Raw genomic sequence first — 14,685 nt, 5'->3', positions numbered from 1 at the left:
GGCTAGTGGGCTTAATCGAGAATAATATTTCGTTGGGTTTGGTTCGCAGAAGGGAACTGTGATATTTGTTTAAATTTTATTATATCGTGATGACAATTTTTTATTGTGAGAATTGGGCAGTAATTATTACTATCAGCACTGATTAACGCTGTGTTGCATGCTTCGGCAATGACAATAATTTGCTATGTCAGCACGATTTTTCCACGAGTCTGTCATGCATGTTAGCAATATTTTCTGCAGAGCAATTTTTATAGTTGCGCTCGATATACACAACAATCAGCAATTCTGTTGGCTGATGAAGAAATAAACTCCGCAAAGAAGGTGTCACTATGAATGATTCACTCAAGGCGCAATGCGTTGCCGAGTTTTTGGGCACCGGACTGTTCCTCTTTTTTGGCATTGGTTGTTTGTGTGCCCTCAAACTTGCCGGGGCAAGTCTGGGACTGTGGGAAATTTGTATTATTTGGGGGTTAGGTATTTCACTTGCTGTTTATCTTACGGCAGGAATTTCCGGCGCTCATCTCAACCCGGCGGTTACGATTGCTCTATGGTTGTTCGCCGCTTTTCCTGGCCGTAAAGTGCTGCCATTTTGTGTGGCGCAATTAGCGGGTGCCTTTGGTGGTGCGGTTCTGGCGTATTTTTTATATAGCAATTTGTTTACCGATTTTGAATCTACCCACAATATGGTTCGTGGTAGTACAGAAAGTTTACAACTCGCCAGTATCTTCAGTACTTACCCGGCAGCGGCAATAAATGTATGGCAGGCGGCGTTGGTCGAAGTGGTCATAACGTCTATGTTAATGGGATTGATTATGGCGTTGACCGATGACGGCAATGGCGTACCAAAGGGGCCTCTTGCCCCTTTACTGATTGGTATTCTGGTTGCTGTTATTGGTGCTTCTACTGGACCATTAACTGGTTTTGCCATGAATCCAGCGCGTGATTTTGGGCCAAAAATTTTCACCTGGCTTGCTGGGTGGGGAGAAATAGCGATGACTGGCGGACGCAATATTCCTTATTTCATTGTACCCATTATTGCTCCGGTCATTGGTGCCTGCGTTGGTGCGGCGATTTATCGCTTTCTCATTGCGCAAAATTTACCTGTCAATAGTGTTACGCCTAAAGATATCACCGAATAACGAAATAACCTGGCGGTTATAAACGTTTATTTTTTTACTGTTTGTGATCTGCTTTCCGAACTTATTAAAAAGTCTCCCGCTTCATGGAGGCTTTTGTTATTGTCTTTTGTGCTTCTCGTCAGTAAATCATCAGGGATGATGTGAAGATTAAATGTAAAACAATTGTTTTTTACAATAACAATAAATTAACTGGGAGGTTTTATCATGATTTCTGCGGCGGTACTTAATTCAGAACTCATTAATAAAATCGCGCAGGATTTTGCACAGGCGACCAGCCTTGCGGTTGTCGTGGTCAATATCCACGGTGATGAAATTTCCGAACTGTTTAACTTCACCCCGTTTTGTCAGATGATGCGGCAACATCCACAGCTTAGTACTCGTTGCCGCATGAGCGATCGTTGCGGAGGCCTGGAAGCCTCTAAATCCGATCAACCTTGTATTTACCGTTGCCACGCAGGATTAACCGATTTCTCTATTCCTTTGGTGATTGCCGAGCATTTAGTCGGCTTTGTGTTGTGTGGACAAGTCCGCCTGCGTAATGGTGATGTCGATTTGATCGATATTCTGAATGTCGATGATCGTTGGCAAGCCGATCCCGAATTACTTAATGAATTTCGCAAAGTCCCGGAGATGGATTACTCGCGAGTTATGGCCTCTGCTGATTTGTTGAAGTTGATTGTGGAAAATTGCCTCAAAAAACAACTCAATTTTGTTGTTATTAAAGAGAACAAATCTCAGTCAGATTCGGTACGCCAGACTCGTGCGCCTAATCCCCACGACAATAAAATGAAAAAAGCTTTACGCTATATTGATTCGCATTTATCGGACGATTTGCGTTTGGAAGATGTTGCCTCGCACGTTTATCTAAGTCCTTATTATTTTAGTAAATTATTTAAAAAATACCATGGGGTCGGTTTTAATGCGTGGGTAAACCAACAACGGATGGCTAGTGCTCGTGAGTTGCTGTGTCATAGTGACTGGAGCATCGCCAGCATTGCGCGTAATTTAGGTTTTTCGCAAACCAGTTATTTTTGCAAAGTTTTCCGTCAGACTTATCAGGTTACGCCGCAGGTGTATCGGCAGCAAGTGAGTGAAACTGCGGCGATGGAAACGGTATAGAGTAAATGCCCAAAAAAGAGGAAGGTTTAAATAAACTCTGGAATGAATAATTAACGTTATTTACGTGTTATGGGAAAAGTGAAATCAGCTCATAACATACGCTGACAGGTGTGGCACATTTGTGCCTGGGAAGAGGGTGGAAATCCCTCGCAGCCCCCGCTGCTGTAATGCTGACAACCCCGAAAATACCACTGATCGCGAGATTGGGAAGGCCGGGGGAGGATGATGCGAAGCCAGAAGACCAGCCTGTTAGTCAATACCAACAACTTCGGTGGGAAGTGGGTTGTCCGGAAGCGCCCGGTTGAGTACTGGCGCGTCTTTATACCCCTACCACCCTGAGAGGATCAGGGTATGGCGGCATCATTTAGTTCATTCATTGTAGTGCCGACAGGCACCTGGGCTGCACTTAAATCGCGGCAATCGTTTTTTTTGGTATATCAGCCTGACCGTCATTGCAGGAAACGAAGCGGAGGACGGGGGATATGAAAATGATAAAACCCGAATCGATAGCTCTTTTTTGCCTCTCCTCTGGCGATATTAATCTGGCGAAATATCTGGCTGAAATGTTGCCTGTTACCTGTTTTGTTGGTGAGGATTGGCAGCAAGATTTCCTGCCTTTTAACGGTGGGCCAGAACAATCATTATCAGATGCGTATAGCGATTATTCAGTGCTGTTATTGATTGCTGAAAGCGGGACACTCATACCAGAAAGGCTCCCTCAGTCTGATGGCGTGACGGTAATCTTAATAGCAGAGCACAATGCTCGTTTGCTGACTGGTCCGGCTGGTGGGGCTGTAGCGTTAATCCATTATCTGAATGAAACGTGTCAATTCAGAGAAACCGTTGCTAATGACACATTCTGTCGGTCGTTCACGCAGGGAAATCGGGCTATTTCACAATGTCTCCCTCATTCGTAATGGATTGAGAATGCTGGATTTTTATTTTTAATACGCGCAGTATTAATCGAAGAAATGTTATTACGGTCAGTAACAATGGAGCATCCATTGTTCTGGTCAATAAATACCATCATACAATTGAACCGGGAGCCCGTATGATGATTTTGGTGACGGGAGGCGCACGGAGCGGGAAGAGCCGGCACGCCGAGGCGCTTATTGGGGATACTCCACAGGTCCTGTATATCGCCACTTCGCAAATCTTTGATGATGAAATGGCGGCGCGGGTTGAACATCATCGGCAAGGCCGCCCGGCGCACTGGCACACGGTGGAACGCTGGAAAAATCTTGATGAGTTTATTAACGCAGACATTAATCCGCAGGCTGCCGTGTTGCTGGAATGCATTACAACAATGGTGACTAATCTTTTGTTTGAATGTGGCGGCGATAAAGATCCTGAAAAATGGGATTATGACGCGATGGAGCAGGCGATTAATGGTGAGATTCAGTCGTTGATTGCTGCCTGTCAACGTTGTACTGCAAAGATCGTATTAGTGACCAATGAAGTGGGAATGGGGATTGTGCCGGAGAATCGTCTGGCGCGACATTTTCGTGATATTGCCGGGCGGGTAAATCAGCAGTTGGCCGCTGCGGCAGATGAAGTATGGTTGGTGGTTTCGGGTATTGGAGTAAAAATCAAATGAGTAAATTATTTTGGGCGATGCTCTCTTTTATTACGCGTCTGCCTGTACCGCGTCGCTGGTCCCAGGGGCTGGATTTCGAGCATTATTCTCGCGGTATCATAACTTTTCCTTTAATTGGTTTATTGCTTGGCGCGATTAGCGGACTTGTCTTCATGGCGTTGCAGACATGGTTCGGCGTACCACTGGCGGCATTGTTTAGCGTGTTGGTGCTGGCGCTGATGACCGGTGGATTCCACCTGGACGGCCTCGCAGATACCTGTGATGGCGTATTTTCTGCACGTAGCCGCGATCGCATGTTGGAAATTATGCGTGATAGCCGTTTAGGTACCCACGGCGGTCTGGCGCTGATTTTTGTGGTTCTGGCAAAGATTCTGGTGTTAAGCGAGTTGGCGCTGCGTGGCGAACCGATCCTTGCATCGCTGGCGGCGGCATGTGCGGTTAGCCGTGGGACTGCCGCATTGTTGATGTATCGTCATCGTTATGCCCGGGAAGAAGGGCTTGGTAATGTGTTCATTGGCAAAATTGACGGGCGACAAACCTGTGTCACCCTCGGTTTAGCCGCTATTTTTTCTGCCGTATTATTACCAGGCATGCACGGTGTTGCTGCTATGGTGGTGACGATGGTGGCGATTTTCATCCTTGGTCAGCTTCTCAAACGTACTCTGGGCGGGCAAACCGGCGATACGCTGGGAGCAGCCATAGAGCTTGGTGAACTGGTCTTCCTGCTGGCACTGCTATAAGACTGATTACCTAAGAGACGCGACATGCAAACACTTGCCGATTTACTGAATACGATCCCTGCCATCGATCCTGCCGCGATGTCGCGTGCCCAACAGTATATTGATGGGTTACTCAAACCTGTCGGTAGTCTGGGAAGACTGGAGACGCTTGCCGTACAGTTGGCAGGAATGCCGGGGCTGAATGGTGTGCCTCATGTGGGCCAAAAAGCAGTACTGGTTATGTGTGCCGATCACGGCGTCTGGGATGAAGGTGTTGCTATTTCTCCGAAAGCGGTGACAGCCATTCAGGCTGAAAATATGACACGCGGAACAACTGGGGTGTGTGTACTGGCAGCACAAGCGGGCGCTAAAGTTCACGTGATTGATGTTGGGATTGATACCGTTGAGCCTATCCCAGGGCTAATTAACATGCGTGTCGCACGAGGTAGCGGTAATATTGCCGCGGGCCCGGCAATGAGTCGCAGTCAGGCTGAAGAGCTGCTTCTGGACGTCATACAATATACGCGCGAGTTAGCGAGAAATGGCATCACGCTGTTTGGTGTGGGTGAACTGGGGATGGCAAATACCACACCGGCAGCGGCGATAGTCAGTACGATTACTGGACACGATCCTGAAGAAGTGGTCGGTATTGGCGCAAACCTGCCGACAGATAAACTGGCTAATAAAATTGATGTTGTTCGTCGGGCAATAACATTGAATCAACCGAATCCACTGGATGGTATTGATGTGCTGGCCAAAGTGGGTGGCTTTGATTTGGTCGGAATCGCTGGCGTGATGTTAGGTGCCGCATCCTGTGGTTTACCGGTGTTGCTGGATGGATTTCTTTCTTATGCCGCTGCACTTGCCGCCTGCCAGATGTCGCCTGCAATCAACCCCTATCTCATTCCTTCCCACTTGTCGGCGGAAAAAGGGGCGCGTATTGCGCTGGCACATTTGGGACTGGAGCACTATCTCAATATGGACATGCGTTTAGGTGAGGGGAGTGGTGCAGCGCTGGCAATGCCCATCATTGAGGCTGCCTGCGCGATATACAGCAACATGGGCGAGCTTGCTGCCAGTAATATTGTTCTACCGGGGAAGACGACTTCTGAATTGAACAGTTAAAAACGAAAAGCCAGATAAAGCTATACTTATCGGATAGCTTTCGCGACTTAGGAAAGGGACATGATGCGTCGTGTAAATATTCTTTGCTCATTTGTTCTGCTTTTTGCCAGCCATAATAGCCTGGCGGTAACTTATCCACTCCCTCCAGAGGGTAGCCGTTTAGTTGGGCAGCCTCTTACGGTTACGGTTCCCGATCGCAATACCCAGCCGCTTGAAACCTTTGCTGCGCAGTACGGGCAAGGGCTGAGTAATATGCTGGAAGCGAATCCGGGAGTTGACGTTTTTTTGCCGAAGTCTGGCTCGCAACTCACCATTCCGCAGCAACTGATTTTGCCCGCCACTGTTCGTAAAGGGATTGTAGTTAACGTCGCCGAGATGCGTCTTTATTACTACCCGCCAGACAGTAATACTGTGGAAGTTTTTCCTATCGGCATCGGTCAGGCCGGGCGTGAAACGCCGCGCAATTGGGTGACAGCCGTTGAACGCAAACAAGAAGCGCCGACCTGGACGCCAACCCCTAATACTCGCCGCGAATATGCGAAACGTGGGGAGAGCCTGCCAGCATTTGTCCCCGCTGGACCCGATAATCCTATGGGGCTTTATGCCATCTATATTGGTCGGCTTTATGCCATCCATGGTACTAATGCCAATTTTGGCATTGGCTTACGGGTGAGCCAGGGCTGTATTCGTCTGCGCAAAGATGACATAAAGTATTTATTCGATAATGTTCCAGTCGGGACGCGCGTGCAAATTATCGATCAGCCGGTGAAATATACAACGGAACTGGATGGCTCAAAGTGGCTGGAAGTTCATGAACCGTTGTCGCGCAATCGGGCGGAATATGAGTCCGACAGAAAAGTGCCACTGCCGGTAACTCCTTCATTGCAGGCGTTTATCAACGGACAAGAAGTTGATGTAAATCGCGCAAACGCAGCCTTGCAGCGTCGTTCAGGAATGCCAGTGCAAGTTAATTCTGGGGCGAGGCAGATGTTTTAAAATAGTTGTTACGTAGAAAGCAAAAAACCTGCTCGAAAGCAGGCTTTTTTGAATCTGGCTCTTCTGGTTGGATGCGGCTCAAATGAAAATACAAACAGATTACTCAGACAGTATTTTCCAAAAGGAACTGACTTATCAGTTCACAGCCAACAAAGACTAAACAGTGTTGCCAGACAGCTCAACGAGAGGCTGAGAAAAACGCTAGACTATGAATCACCCGCAGAACGGTTCAATAAGTGTGTTGCGTCTATCAGTTGAACTCACAGCTGGAATCGGACGTCACAATCGCAACAACGATGAATCCGTCAGTCCACGATAAAGAGTTTTGCTCCTGTCTCCGTTCTGGACTGATGTGATTCTGCGTTATCACCAACCTGATAACTCATCCCCGCAGTTAAAGTGAATTTGCGGCCATCTGCGAGTAGTGTTTCGAGTTCACCCTCCAGGCATAAAAGGACATGACCTTTACTGCACCAATGATCCGCAAGGTAACCTGGGGTATATTCAACCATTCGCACACGGATTTGGTTTGGCTTGTGACCAAAAAATTGTGTGCGCCAGTAGGCCATGCCTGTTTCCCCTGGATGTTCTGTTTTTTCGACTTCACCCCAGTTAGTGGTGCCAAAAGCAAATGCTTCGATATTCATTTTATGGCCTTTCGTTGTTAAGAAAGAGTTCTTGAACTCAGAGATTTGAATATGAACACGTCACCGTGGAACAAAGACCGTATCATAGGCTAAAAAAGACCACTTCAGATATCTCATATCTGGGGTATCCGAATCCGACTTGAACTGGAAGGTAAAACGCGCGATTTAGCTCTGTTCAATATGGCCCTGGACAGTAAGCTTCGGGGCTGTGATCTGGTCAGACTCAAAGTATCTGATGTTGCATATGGTAGCTCTGTTTCAAGCAGAGCAACGGTGTTGCAACAGAAAACCGGTAGCCCTGTGCAATTCGAGATAACCAAAGGGATAAGAGAAGCTGTTGCTGCATTGATAAAGCTTGGCAACTTGCACAGTAAAGACTTCTTGTTCCGATCTCGTGTTGGTACTAACCAGCACATATCAACCCGTCAATACAACCGAATTTTTCATGGGGGAGTAGCAAAGCTTGTTCTCGACGATTCGCTTTACAGCACACATTCCATAAGAAGAACAAAACATTACCTAATCTACAAGAAAATTAAGAATCTTCGGGTGATCCAACTTCTGTTAGGTCATAAGAAACTGGAGAGCACAGTCCGTTATCTGGGAATTGAGGTCGATGATGCGTTAGAGATCTCGGAGTCGATTGAAGTCTAAGGTTGTCAGGGCTGCAACAGCAGCCCTGTGCCAGAGGAAGAGGTTTATTTTTACATTGGAAAACGCTTGGTTCGGTGAACATAAAGACGAGTTTTCCAGATAGAACGCCCGGTCAGTACTGACAGACTGGACTGAATTTTATCAGGAAAATTTACGGCAGCCTATGACGCAAAGGATGACACCGAATGTAATCAGTATCATCAGCGGGCTAATGGCTTCAATCAGCAGTCGTTTATGTTCAGCGCTGACGCCTTCCCTGGTGACCTTGAGATTGACATAAGACATCGTACACTCTCCTTACCAGACACCTGCGCTGGCACCACCATCTACCGTCAGCACTGTTCCTGTGACAAAAGTAGAGTCGGCCAGATAAAGCACCGCATCAACGATATCCTGGGGGTGCCCAATCCGTTCAGTCGGAGCCAGCCCCTTTAAAAACTCCAGACTCTGTTCATCCGACTCATGCATAGGAGTCGCGATGACGCCGGGCGCAACGCCATTAACCATAATATTATGCGGCGCCAGTTCCAGCGCTAGCCCGCGGATCGCCTGATTCAACCCACCTTTAATCAGCACGGGTAACAATGCCGGGATTTTACGGTTAGGCTGCATCGCGATTGACGCCGTGATGGTAATGATATGCCCTGAACCACGCTGTGACATGTGGCGTGCCGCAGCCTGCGCCGGATAGAAGAAGCCCTTAAGATTAGTGTCTGTCATGGAAACGACGTCCTGGGGCGTATAGTCAGTAACGGGTTTTGCAATAAAAATACCCGCATTGTTGACCAGAATATCGACCTGCCCGAAGTGCTTCTCAGACAGGGTGAATAAGTTGGCTGCCGTTTCAGGGAGTGAGATATCACCCGGCACTAGCAGCAAATTACGCGGGTTGCCCAGACCATCAGCCATGTTTTGCAATCGCTGAAGTGATCGAGCGTTCGCGACAACATTATAATTCCTGGCCAAAAAGGCCTGTGCAATCGCTAAACCCAGACCACTTGATGCGCCCGTCACAATAACCGTTTTCGTTCTGTTCATGTTATGTCCTCTTTCAGGAAGTTAGTTGCGTGACATGAACGTTAATTCATACCCAGAAGTTGAAAAACAGGGCTTAATGAATTTTAATTAATACATAATGTAATAAATGAGGAAGCAGTGTGCGGCGCTATTTTGACGATCTCCAGTTGGGCAGTATCGAACTATTTTGCCTGACAGTTGAAACTGGTAGCTTTACTGCCGCCGCAGCGGCGGCAGGTGTAACGCCAGCCGCCGTCAGCCGCTCTGTCGCCAGACTGGAGAAACGGCTGCAAACACGATTATTTATTAGAACAACACGCAGCATGCGTCCGACAGACATCGGCCAGCGTTACTATCTGGATTGCCGCAGGGCGCTGAACCAGTTCGTGGAGGCAGAGGAAAAAATATCTGATCAACAGCAGATTCCTGTTGGCACTCTCAGTATCAGCGCTCCCTCGCTTTACGCGCACTTTCGCCTGCTGCCACGGTTGTCTGAATTTTGCGCCCTTTATCCTGAGCTGACAGTGAATCTGGAAGTGAGCGATCAGAATATTGATTTCTCTGAAGACAAATTTGATCTGGCCATTCGCGGCAGCGAACTGCTCGACTCTGGTCTGGTTGCGCGCCGCCTGGAAGATGCTGAACTTATTGTTGTCGCGACGCCGTCATATCTGCGAAATCATCCGGCCCCGACCACTCCCACCGATTTGGCGCATCACAACTGCATTCAGTACATCCTTCCGGGCAATGGCCGTCCTGCCCCCTGGTCGTTTATGGAAAAAAAACGGGAATTCAGAATTGAAACCAGCGGGCGGTTAGTCTGTCGGGAAGATTATCTTGCGACCCTGACGTTAGTTAAAAACAGCGCAGGTGTGATGCAGGTTTACCGATTTAGCGTCGAGGATGAGTTAAAGCGCGGAGAGTTGATTGAGCTATTGCCTGGCTTTGGCGGCACCTCCCGACCCTTTATGATTATCTATCCATATAAGCGCTTTCTACCGTTAAAGGTCAGAAAATTTATCGATTTCCTGACAGGGGTAACAGAACCGTGTATTGACTGATTATCCCGACAAATACATATCCACGAGCGTCAGGTACTTTGACAAAACCGATACACCTTACGCAGCGTGATCAGGGGACAAAGGCTAACTTTTTCTCTTTGCCGTCGATACGGTACTTCATGTACCAGTGTTTTGAACCATTATGTTTGACCAATAGGTACAGTCCGGAACTGTCTGTCATTTTGAAGGGGTTGTCAGAGGATTTAGTCTTGCGAATAGCTGTGTCTGTTAATGCTATAGCGTGGGGGCTCCTTTTGCTCGCTGAACCGTGAAGCCCCCAAAAACCATGGACATCAAAAAACCCGGTGGTTTCTTTTGAAACAACCGGGTAAATATAATTTCTTGTTTTTAAACATCTTAAGACTCATAGAGATGTCTCAAGACTAAAATCTGGCTCCTCTGACTGGACTCGAACCAGTGACATACGGATTAACAGTCCGCCGTTCTACCGACTGAACTACAGAGGAATCGTGTGAACGGGGCGCATATTAATGGCAGTGCATGGGGATGTCAAAGGGGGAAATGCATTTTTTAGTTTGTTTGCTGCCAATTTCAACAAAGTGGTGAGCTTTCAATCTTTTGGGTAATGAACCATCGTGGTGCATACCCTTCTGTCATGGGGCAGGGAACGCTTTTTCTGATAACAAGAGCAAATGACGAAACTATCATAATCTCTTATTTGACAGGCGGTTAGCTTGCGCATCAACGACAAAATAAAACTGGCAAGCATTTTGCAATCTGGTTGTAAGTAATGGCGGCACTTGGGCCGATTCTTAAAAACCGGAGGCAACATGAACTTCAGACGCCTGAAATACTTCGTAAAAATTGTAGATATTGGTAGCCTGACCCAGGCTGCCGAAGTGTTGCATATCGCGCAGCCTGCGCTCAGTCAGCAGGTCGCCACACTGGAAGGCGAGCTGGACCAACAACTTTTGATTCGCACTAAACGTGGCGTTACCCCAACAGATGCCGGAAAAATACTCTATGCGCATGCGCGGGCCATTTTGCGTCAGTGTGAACAGGCCCAACTGGCGGTACATAACGTAGGTCAGACATTATCGGGTCAAGTTTCGATTGGCTTTGCGCCAGGAACTGCTGCGTCGGCGATCACCATGCCCTTATTACAGGCGGTACGTGCCGAATTTCCGGAAGTGGTTATCTCTTTACATGAAAATAGTGGCGCTGTTCTTAACGATAAACTTATAAATTGTCAGCTTGATATGGCGGTAATTTACGAGCATTCCCCTGTGGTAGGCGTATCCAGCCAGGCTTTGTTAAAAGAAGATCTTTTTCTTGTCGGAACTCAGAATTGCCCAGGGCAAAGCGTTGATGTTAATGCTATAGCGCAAATGAACCTCTTTCTTCCCGGCGATTACAGTGCCGTGAGACTCCGCGTTGATGAGGCATTTTCTCTACGGCGACTCACGGCAAAAGTCATCGGTGAAATTGAGTCTATCGCTACGCTTACCGCAGCGATCGCCAGCGGCATGGGGGTTGCAGTATTACCCGAATCGGCCGCGTACTCGTTATGTGGCGCAGTTAACGGTTGGATGTCACGTATTACCACGCCGTCAATGAGTCTCTCCTTGTCATTGAATATACCCGCCAGAGCAAACCTGTCGCCGCAGGCGCAGGCAGTGAAAGAACTGTTATTGTCAGTGATTAGTTCTCCAGTCATGGAAAAAAGACAATGGCAATTGGTTAGCTAAACGTTATATCTGGATGGAATAAGATGCGGGTTTTTATTATTTGTTATGCCGGGCGTTAGACTTTAACAATAGCGGAATGTCTGATCTGCCCGGAGTTTACCGTGAATTTCCAACAACTAAAGATAATCCGCGAGGCTGCGCGTCAGGATTACAACCTGACAGAGGTTGCGAATATGCTTTTTACCTCACAGTCAGGCGTTAGCCGTCATATTCGAGAGCTGGAGGATGAGCTTGGAATAGAAATATTCGTTCGTCGGGGCAAGCGGCTGCTTGGTATGACTGAACCGGGCAAAGCATTGCTGGTCATTGCAGAACGCATTTTGAATGAAGCCAGTAATGTTCGTCGACTTGCCGATCTTTTTACCAACAATACATCTGGCGTTCTCACTATCGCAACGACGCATACCCAGGCACGCTACAGCTTGCCGGAGGTTATTAAAGCCTTTCGCGAACTTTTCCCGGAAGTGCGGCTTGAGCTTATCCAGGGGACACCACAGGAAATTGCGACGTTGCTGCAAAATGGCGAGGCTGATATTGGCATCGCCAGTGAGCGTCTGAGCAATGATCTGCAACTCGTCGCCTTCCCATGGTTTCGTTGGCATCATAGTTTGCTCGTTCCAGTTAATCACCCCTTAACCAAAATTACGCCATTGACGCTGGAATCAATAGCGAAGTGGCCGTTGATCACTTACCGGCAGGGAATTACAGGCCGCTCGCGTATTGATGACGCATTTGTCCGCAAAGGTTTGCTGGCAGATATTGTATTGAGTGCGCAGGATTCTGATGTCATCAAAACCTACGTCGCTCTTGGTCTGGGGATTGGAATAGTAGCCGAGCAATCCAGTGGCGAACAAGAGGAAGAAAATTTAATCCGTCTGGAAACGCGCCATCTTTTTGATGCTAATACCGTCTGGTTGGGGCTAAAACGAGGACAATTACAGCGTAACTATGTCTGGCGTTTTCTGGAACTGTGCAACGCAGGACTGTCGGTTGAGGATATTAAGCAACAGGTGATGGAAAACAGTGAAGAGGAAATTGATTATCAGATATAACAAAAAGCCCGCTATAAAACGGGCTTTTCAGAAATCTGGCTCCTCTGACTGGACTCGAACCAGTGACATACGGATTAACAGTCCGCCGTTCTACCGACTGAACTACAGAGGAATCGCTGTTGAGGCACATCTTAACGGCGAAAAATTTTTTGTCAAACCTGATTTTTAAATTTCTCAACCGTTTGCCGTTTCTATCAACAGTTTGTTGCATTTGCAGACAATTTGCTGGCGAAAATCTTTGCAGCTTTGCTGATTCTCCCTCATTATTTGAAATGTGGTTTCACTTTCTGCAATTAAGGTCAGTTTTGAATATCTCCTCAGCTTTACGCCAGGTTGTTCACGGCACTCGCTGGCACGCAAAACGTAAGAGCTACAAAGTGTTGTTCTGGCGTGAGATAACTCCACTTGCTGTTCCTATCTTTATGGAGAATGCCTGTGTCCTGTTGATGGGCGTACTGAGCACATTTCTGGTCAGTTGGCTGGGAAAAGATGCAATGGCAGGCGTTGGGTTGGCGGACAGTTTCAATATGGTCGTTATGGCTTTTTTTGCAGCTATCGACCTTGGTACTACAGTCGTTGTGGCATTTAGCCTCGGTAAGCGTGATCGACGGCGAGCGAGGGTAGCGACGCGGCAGTCATTGGTGATCATGACATTGTTTGCCGTACTGTTGGCAGCGCTTATTCATCATTTTGGTGAGCAAATTATCGATTTTGTTGCAGGTGAGGCCACGACACAGGTGAAAGCACTGGCGCTGACTTATCTGGAACTGACAGTCATCAGTTATCCTGCGGCGGCTATCACCTTGATTGGCAGCGGAGCACTTCGCGGTGCAGGGAATACGAAAATACCGCTTCTTATAAATGGTAGTCTGAATATCCTTAATATCATTATTAGCGGCATATTGATTTACGGTCTTTTCTCATGGCAGGGGTTGGGGTTTGTCGGGGCAGGACTGGGATTAACTATTTCCCGTTATATTGGCGCTGTCGCCATTTTGTGGGTTCTGGCGATTGGTTTTAATCCTGCGTTACGGATCTCGTTAAAAAGCTATTTTAAGCCATTGAATTTCAGCATTATCTGGGAAGTCATGGGGATTGGTATTCCAGCAAGTGTGGAATCCGTATTATTTACCAGTGGGCGGTTATTAACACAAATGTTTGTTGCCGGGATGGGGACGAGTGTTATTGCCGGGAATTTTATCGCTTTTTCGATTGCAGCTCTTATCAATTTACCAGGAAGTGCACTTGGATCTGCTTCTACAATCATTACGGGTCGAAGGTTGGGGGTAGGGCAGAGAGCGCAAGCAGAAATTCAATTGAGGCATGTGTTCTGGCTGTCCACTATAGGATTAACGGCAATAGCCTGGTTAACAGCCCCCTTTGCCGGGATTATGGCGTCGTTTTATACCCAGGATCCGCAGGTTAAACATGTCGTTGTGATTCTTATTTGGTTGAATGCTTTATTTATGCCGATTTGGTCTGCCTCCTGGGTACTGCCCGCCGGTTTTAAAGGCGCTCGAGATGCACGCTACGCCATGTGGGTTTCTATGTTAAGTATGTGGGGATGCCGGGTAGTAGTCGGTTATGTGCTGGGAATCATGCTTGGCTGGGGTGTGGTTGGGGTCTGGATGGGGATGTTTGCCGACTGGGCCGTGCGGGCTGTGCTGTTTTACTGGCGAATGGTTACAGGGCGATGGCTATGGAAATACCCTCGTCCCGAGCATAAATAGTATGAATAAAAGCCAGATGTGTCGGAATAAACGACAAAACGCAGATTATTTCAGCAAACGATTCAAAATTAAAAAACAGGCTTTGACATTGTGGATGGGCATCGTTAATATTCGCCCCGT

General features: G+C 47.6%; 15 protein-coding genes, 2 tRNA genes, 2 pseudogenes and 1 riboswitch. Of the genes and pseudogenes, 13 read left to right on the top strand and 6 right to left on the bottom strand.

The annotated features are described in order from the left end of the window. The first annotated feature begins 329 nt into the window (after positions 1 to 329). The 8 genes and pseudogenes from pduF to A9180_RS23230 all read left to right on the top strand — a co-directional run. Positions 330 to 1,139: a propanediol diffusion facilitator PduF gene (pduF, locus tag A9180_RS14530; protein WP_064529393.1), complete on the top strand. Its 810-nt coding sequence runs from the start codon at positions 330 to 332 to the stop codon at positions 1,137 to 1,139. A 204-nt stretch (positions 1,140 to 1,343) separates the two neighbouring features. Continuing rightward, complete coding sequence (gene pocR / locus A9180_RS14525) at positions 1,344 to 2,258, top strand: transcriptional regulator PocR (RefSeq protein ID WP_064529392.1); 915 nt, start codon at positions 1,344 to 1,346, stop codon at positions 2,256 to 2,258. A gap of 89 nt (positions 2,259 to 2,347) precedes the next feature. Then, positions 2,348 to 2,523: riboswitch (cobalamin riboswitch) on the top strand. Positions 2,524 to 2,740: 217 nt separating this feature from the next. Then, positions 2,741 to 3,175, top strand: coding sequence for a hypothetical protein (locus A9180_RS14520; RefSeq protein WP_064529391.1), 435 nt, complete (start codon positions 2,741 to 2,743; stop codon positions 3,173 to 3,175). Positions 3,176 to 3,309: 134 nt separating this feature from the next. Further along, the gene (cobU, locus tag A9180_RS14515; RefSeq protein ID WP_064529390.1) at positions 3,310 to 3,855 is read left to right on the top strand and encodes a bifunctional adenosylcobinamide kinase/adenosylcobinamide-phosphate guanylyltransferase; all 546 of its coding nucleotides are present in this window, start codon (positions 3,310 to 3,312) and stop codon (positions 3,853 to 3,855) included. Continuing rightward, positions 3,852 to 4,595, top strand: a complete 744-nt coding sequence (cobS, locus tag A9180_RS14510; RefSeq protein WP_064529389.1) for an adenosylcobinamide-GDP ribazoletransferase — start codon at positions 3,852 to 3,854, stop codon at positions 4,593 to 4,595. Before cobU ends, cobS begins: the two co-directional genes overlap by 4 nt. A gap of 24 nt (positions 4,596 to 4,619) precedes the next feature. After that, positions 4,620 to 5,699 (top strand): nicotinate-nucleotide--dimethylbenzimidazole phosphoribosyltransferase, encoded by a 1,080-nt coding sequence (gene cobT / locus A9180_RS14505; protein ID WP_064529388.1) that lies wholly within the window; start codon positions 4,620 to 4,622, stop codon positions 5,697 to 5,699. Between the two features lie 60 nt (positions 5,700 to 5,759). Continuing rightward, positions 5,760 to 6,695, top strand: coding sequence for a L,D-transpeptidase (gene ldtA / locus A9180_RS14500; RefSeq protein ID WP_074399582.1), 936 nt, complete (start codon positions 5,760 to 5,762; stop codon positions 6,693 to 6,695). A gap of 75 nt (positions 6,696 to 6,770) precedes the next feature. Further along, positions 6,771 to 6,953 (top strand): annotated as a pseudogene (locus A9180_RS23230) (transposase); the annotation flags it as partial. 47 nt (positions 6,954 to 7,000) lie between these two features. Here the strand turns inward: A9180_RS23230 and A9180_RS14495 are convergent. Then, positions 7,001 to 7,342 (bottom strand): DHCW motif cupin fold protein, encoded by a 342-nt coding sequence (locus A9180_RS14495; protein ID WP_064529386.1) that lies wholly within the window; start codon positions 7,340 to 7,342, stop codon positions 7,001 to 7,003. Between the two features lie 108 nt (positions 7,343 to 7,450). Between A9180_RS14495 and A9180_RS14490 the strand changes: the two genes are divergently transcribed. After that, positions 7,451 to 7,996, top strand: a complete 546-nt coding sequence (locus tag A9180_RS14490) for a tyrosine-type recombinase/integrase (RefSeq protein WP_225567258.1) — start codon at positions 7,451 to 7,453, stop codon at positions 7,994 to 7,996. Between the two features lie 141 nt (positions 7,997 to 8,137). Here the strand turns inward: A9180_RS14490 and A9180_RS24305 are convergent, their stop codons facing one another. After that, positions 8,138 to 8,281, bottom strand: a complete 144-nt coding sequence (locus tag A9180_RS24305; RefSeq protein WP_410402965.1) for a hypothetical protein — start codon at positions 8,279 to 8,281, stop codon at positions 8,138 to 8,140. 12 nt (positions 8,282 to 8,293) lie between these two features. Continuing rightward, positions 8,294 to 9,034: an SDR family NAD(P)-dependent oxidoreductase gene (locus A9180_RS14485; protein WP_064529385.1), complete on the bottom strand. Its 741-nt coding sequence runs from the start codon at positions 9,032 to 9,034 to the stop codon at positions 8,294 to 8,296. Positions 9,035 to 9,153: 119 nt separating this feature from the next. Here A9180_RS14485 and A9180_RS14480 point away from each other — a divergent pair, with 119 nt between their 5' ends. After that, entirely contained in the window at positions 9,154 to 10,074 is a 921-nt protein-coding gene (locus A9180_RS14480; RefSeq protein ID WP_064529384.1) for a LysR family transcriptional regulator, read from the top strand. A gap of 73 nt (positions 10,075 to 10,147) precedes the next feature. Here the strand turns inward: A9180_RS14480 and A9180_RS23225 are convergent. After that, positions 10,148 to 10,312, bottom strand: a pseudogene (locus tag A9180_RS23225) (Arm DNA-binding domain-containing protein); the annotation flags it as partial. Positions 10,313 to 10,465: 153 nt separating this feature from the next. Then, positions 10,466 to 10,541, bottom strand: a tRNA-Asn gene (locus tag A9180_RS14475). 324 nt (positions 10,542 to 10,865) lie between these two features. Here A9180_RS14475 and nac point away from each other — a divergent pair. Then, positions 10,866 to 11,783, top strand: a complete 918-nt coding sequence (gene nac / locus A9180_RS14470) for a nitrogen assimilation transcriptional regulator NAC (protein WP_064529383.1) — start codon at positions 10,866 to 10,868, stop codon at positions 11,781 to 11,783. Positions 11,784 to 11,884: 101 nt separating this feature from the next. Continuing rightward, positions 11,885 to 12,835 (top strand): HTH-type transcriptional regulator Cbl, encoded by a 951-nt coding sequence (gene cbl / locus A9180_RS14465; RefSeq protein ID WP_064529382.1) that lies wholly within the window; start codon positions 11,885 to 11,887, stop codon positions 12,833 to 12,835. Positions 12,836 to 12,871: 36 nt separating this feature from the next. Here the strand turns inward: cbl and A9180_RS14460 are convergent. Then, positions 12,872 to 12,947, bottom strand: a tRNA-Asn gene (locus A9180_RS14460). A 160-nt stretch (positions 12,948 to 13,107) separates the two neighbouring features. Between A9180_RS14460 and yeeO the strand changes: the two genes are divergently transcribed. Further along, positions 13,108 to 14,565 (top strand): toxic metabolite efflux MATE transporter YeeO, encoded by a 1,458-nt coding sequence (gene yeeO / locus A9180_RS14455; protein ID WP_077883531.1) that lies wholly within the window; start codon positions 13,108 to 13,110, stop codon positions 14,563 to 14,565. The last annotated feature ends 120 nt before the right edge of the window (positions 14,566 to 14,685 follow it).

It is taken from the genome of Escherichia sp. B1147 (genome assembly GCF_001660175.1).
Taxonomy (GTDB): Bacteria; Pseudomonadota; Gammaproteobacteria; order Enterobacterales; family Enterobacteriaceae; genus Escherichia; species Escherichia whittamii.
Note: the sequence above shows the minus strand (reverse complement) of the source record. Positions and strands in the feature narration are given on the sequence as shown.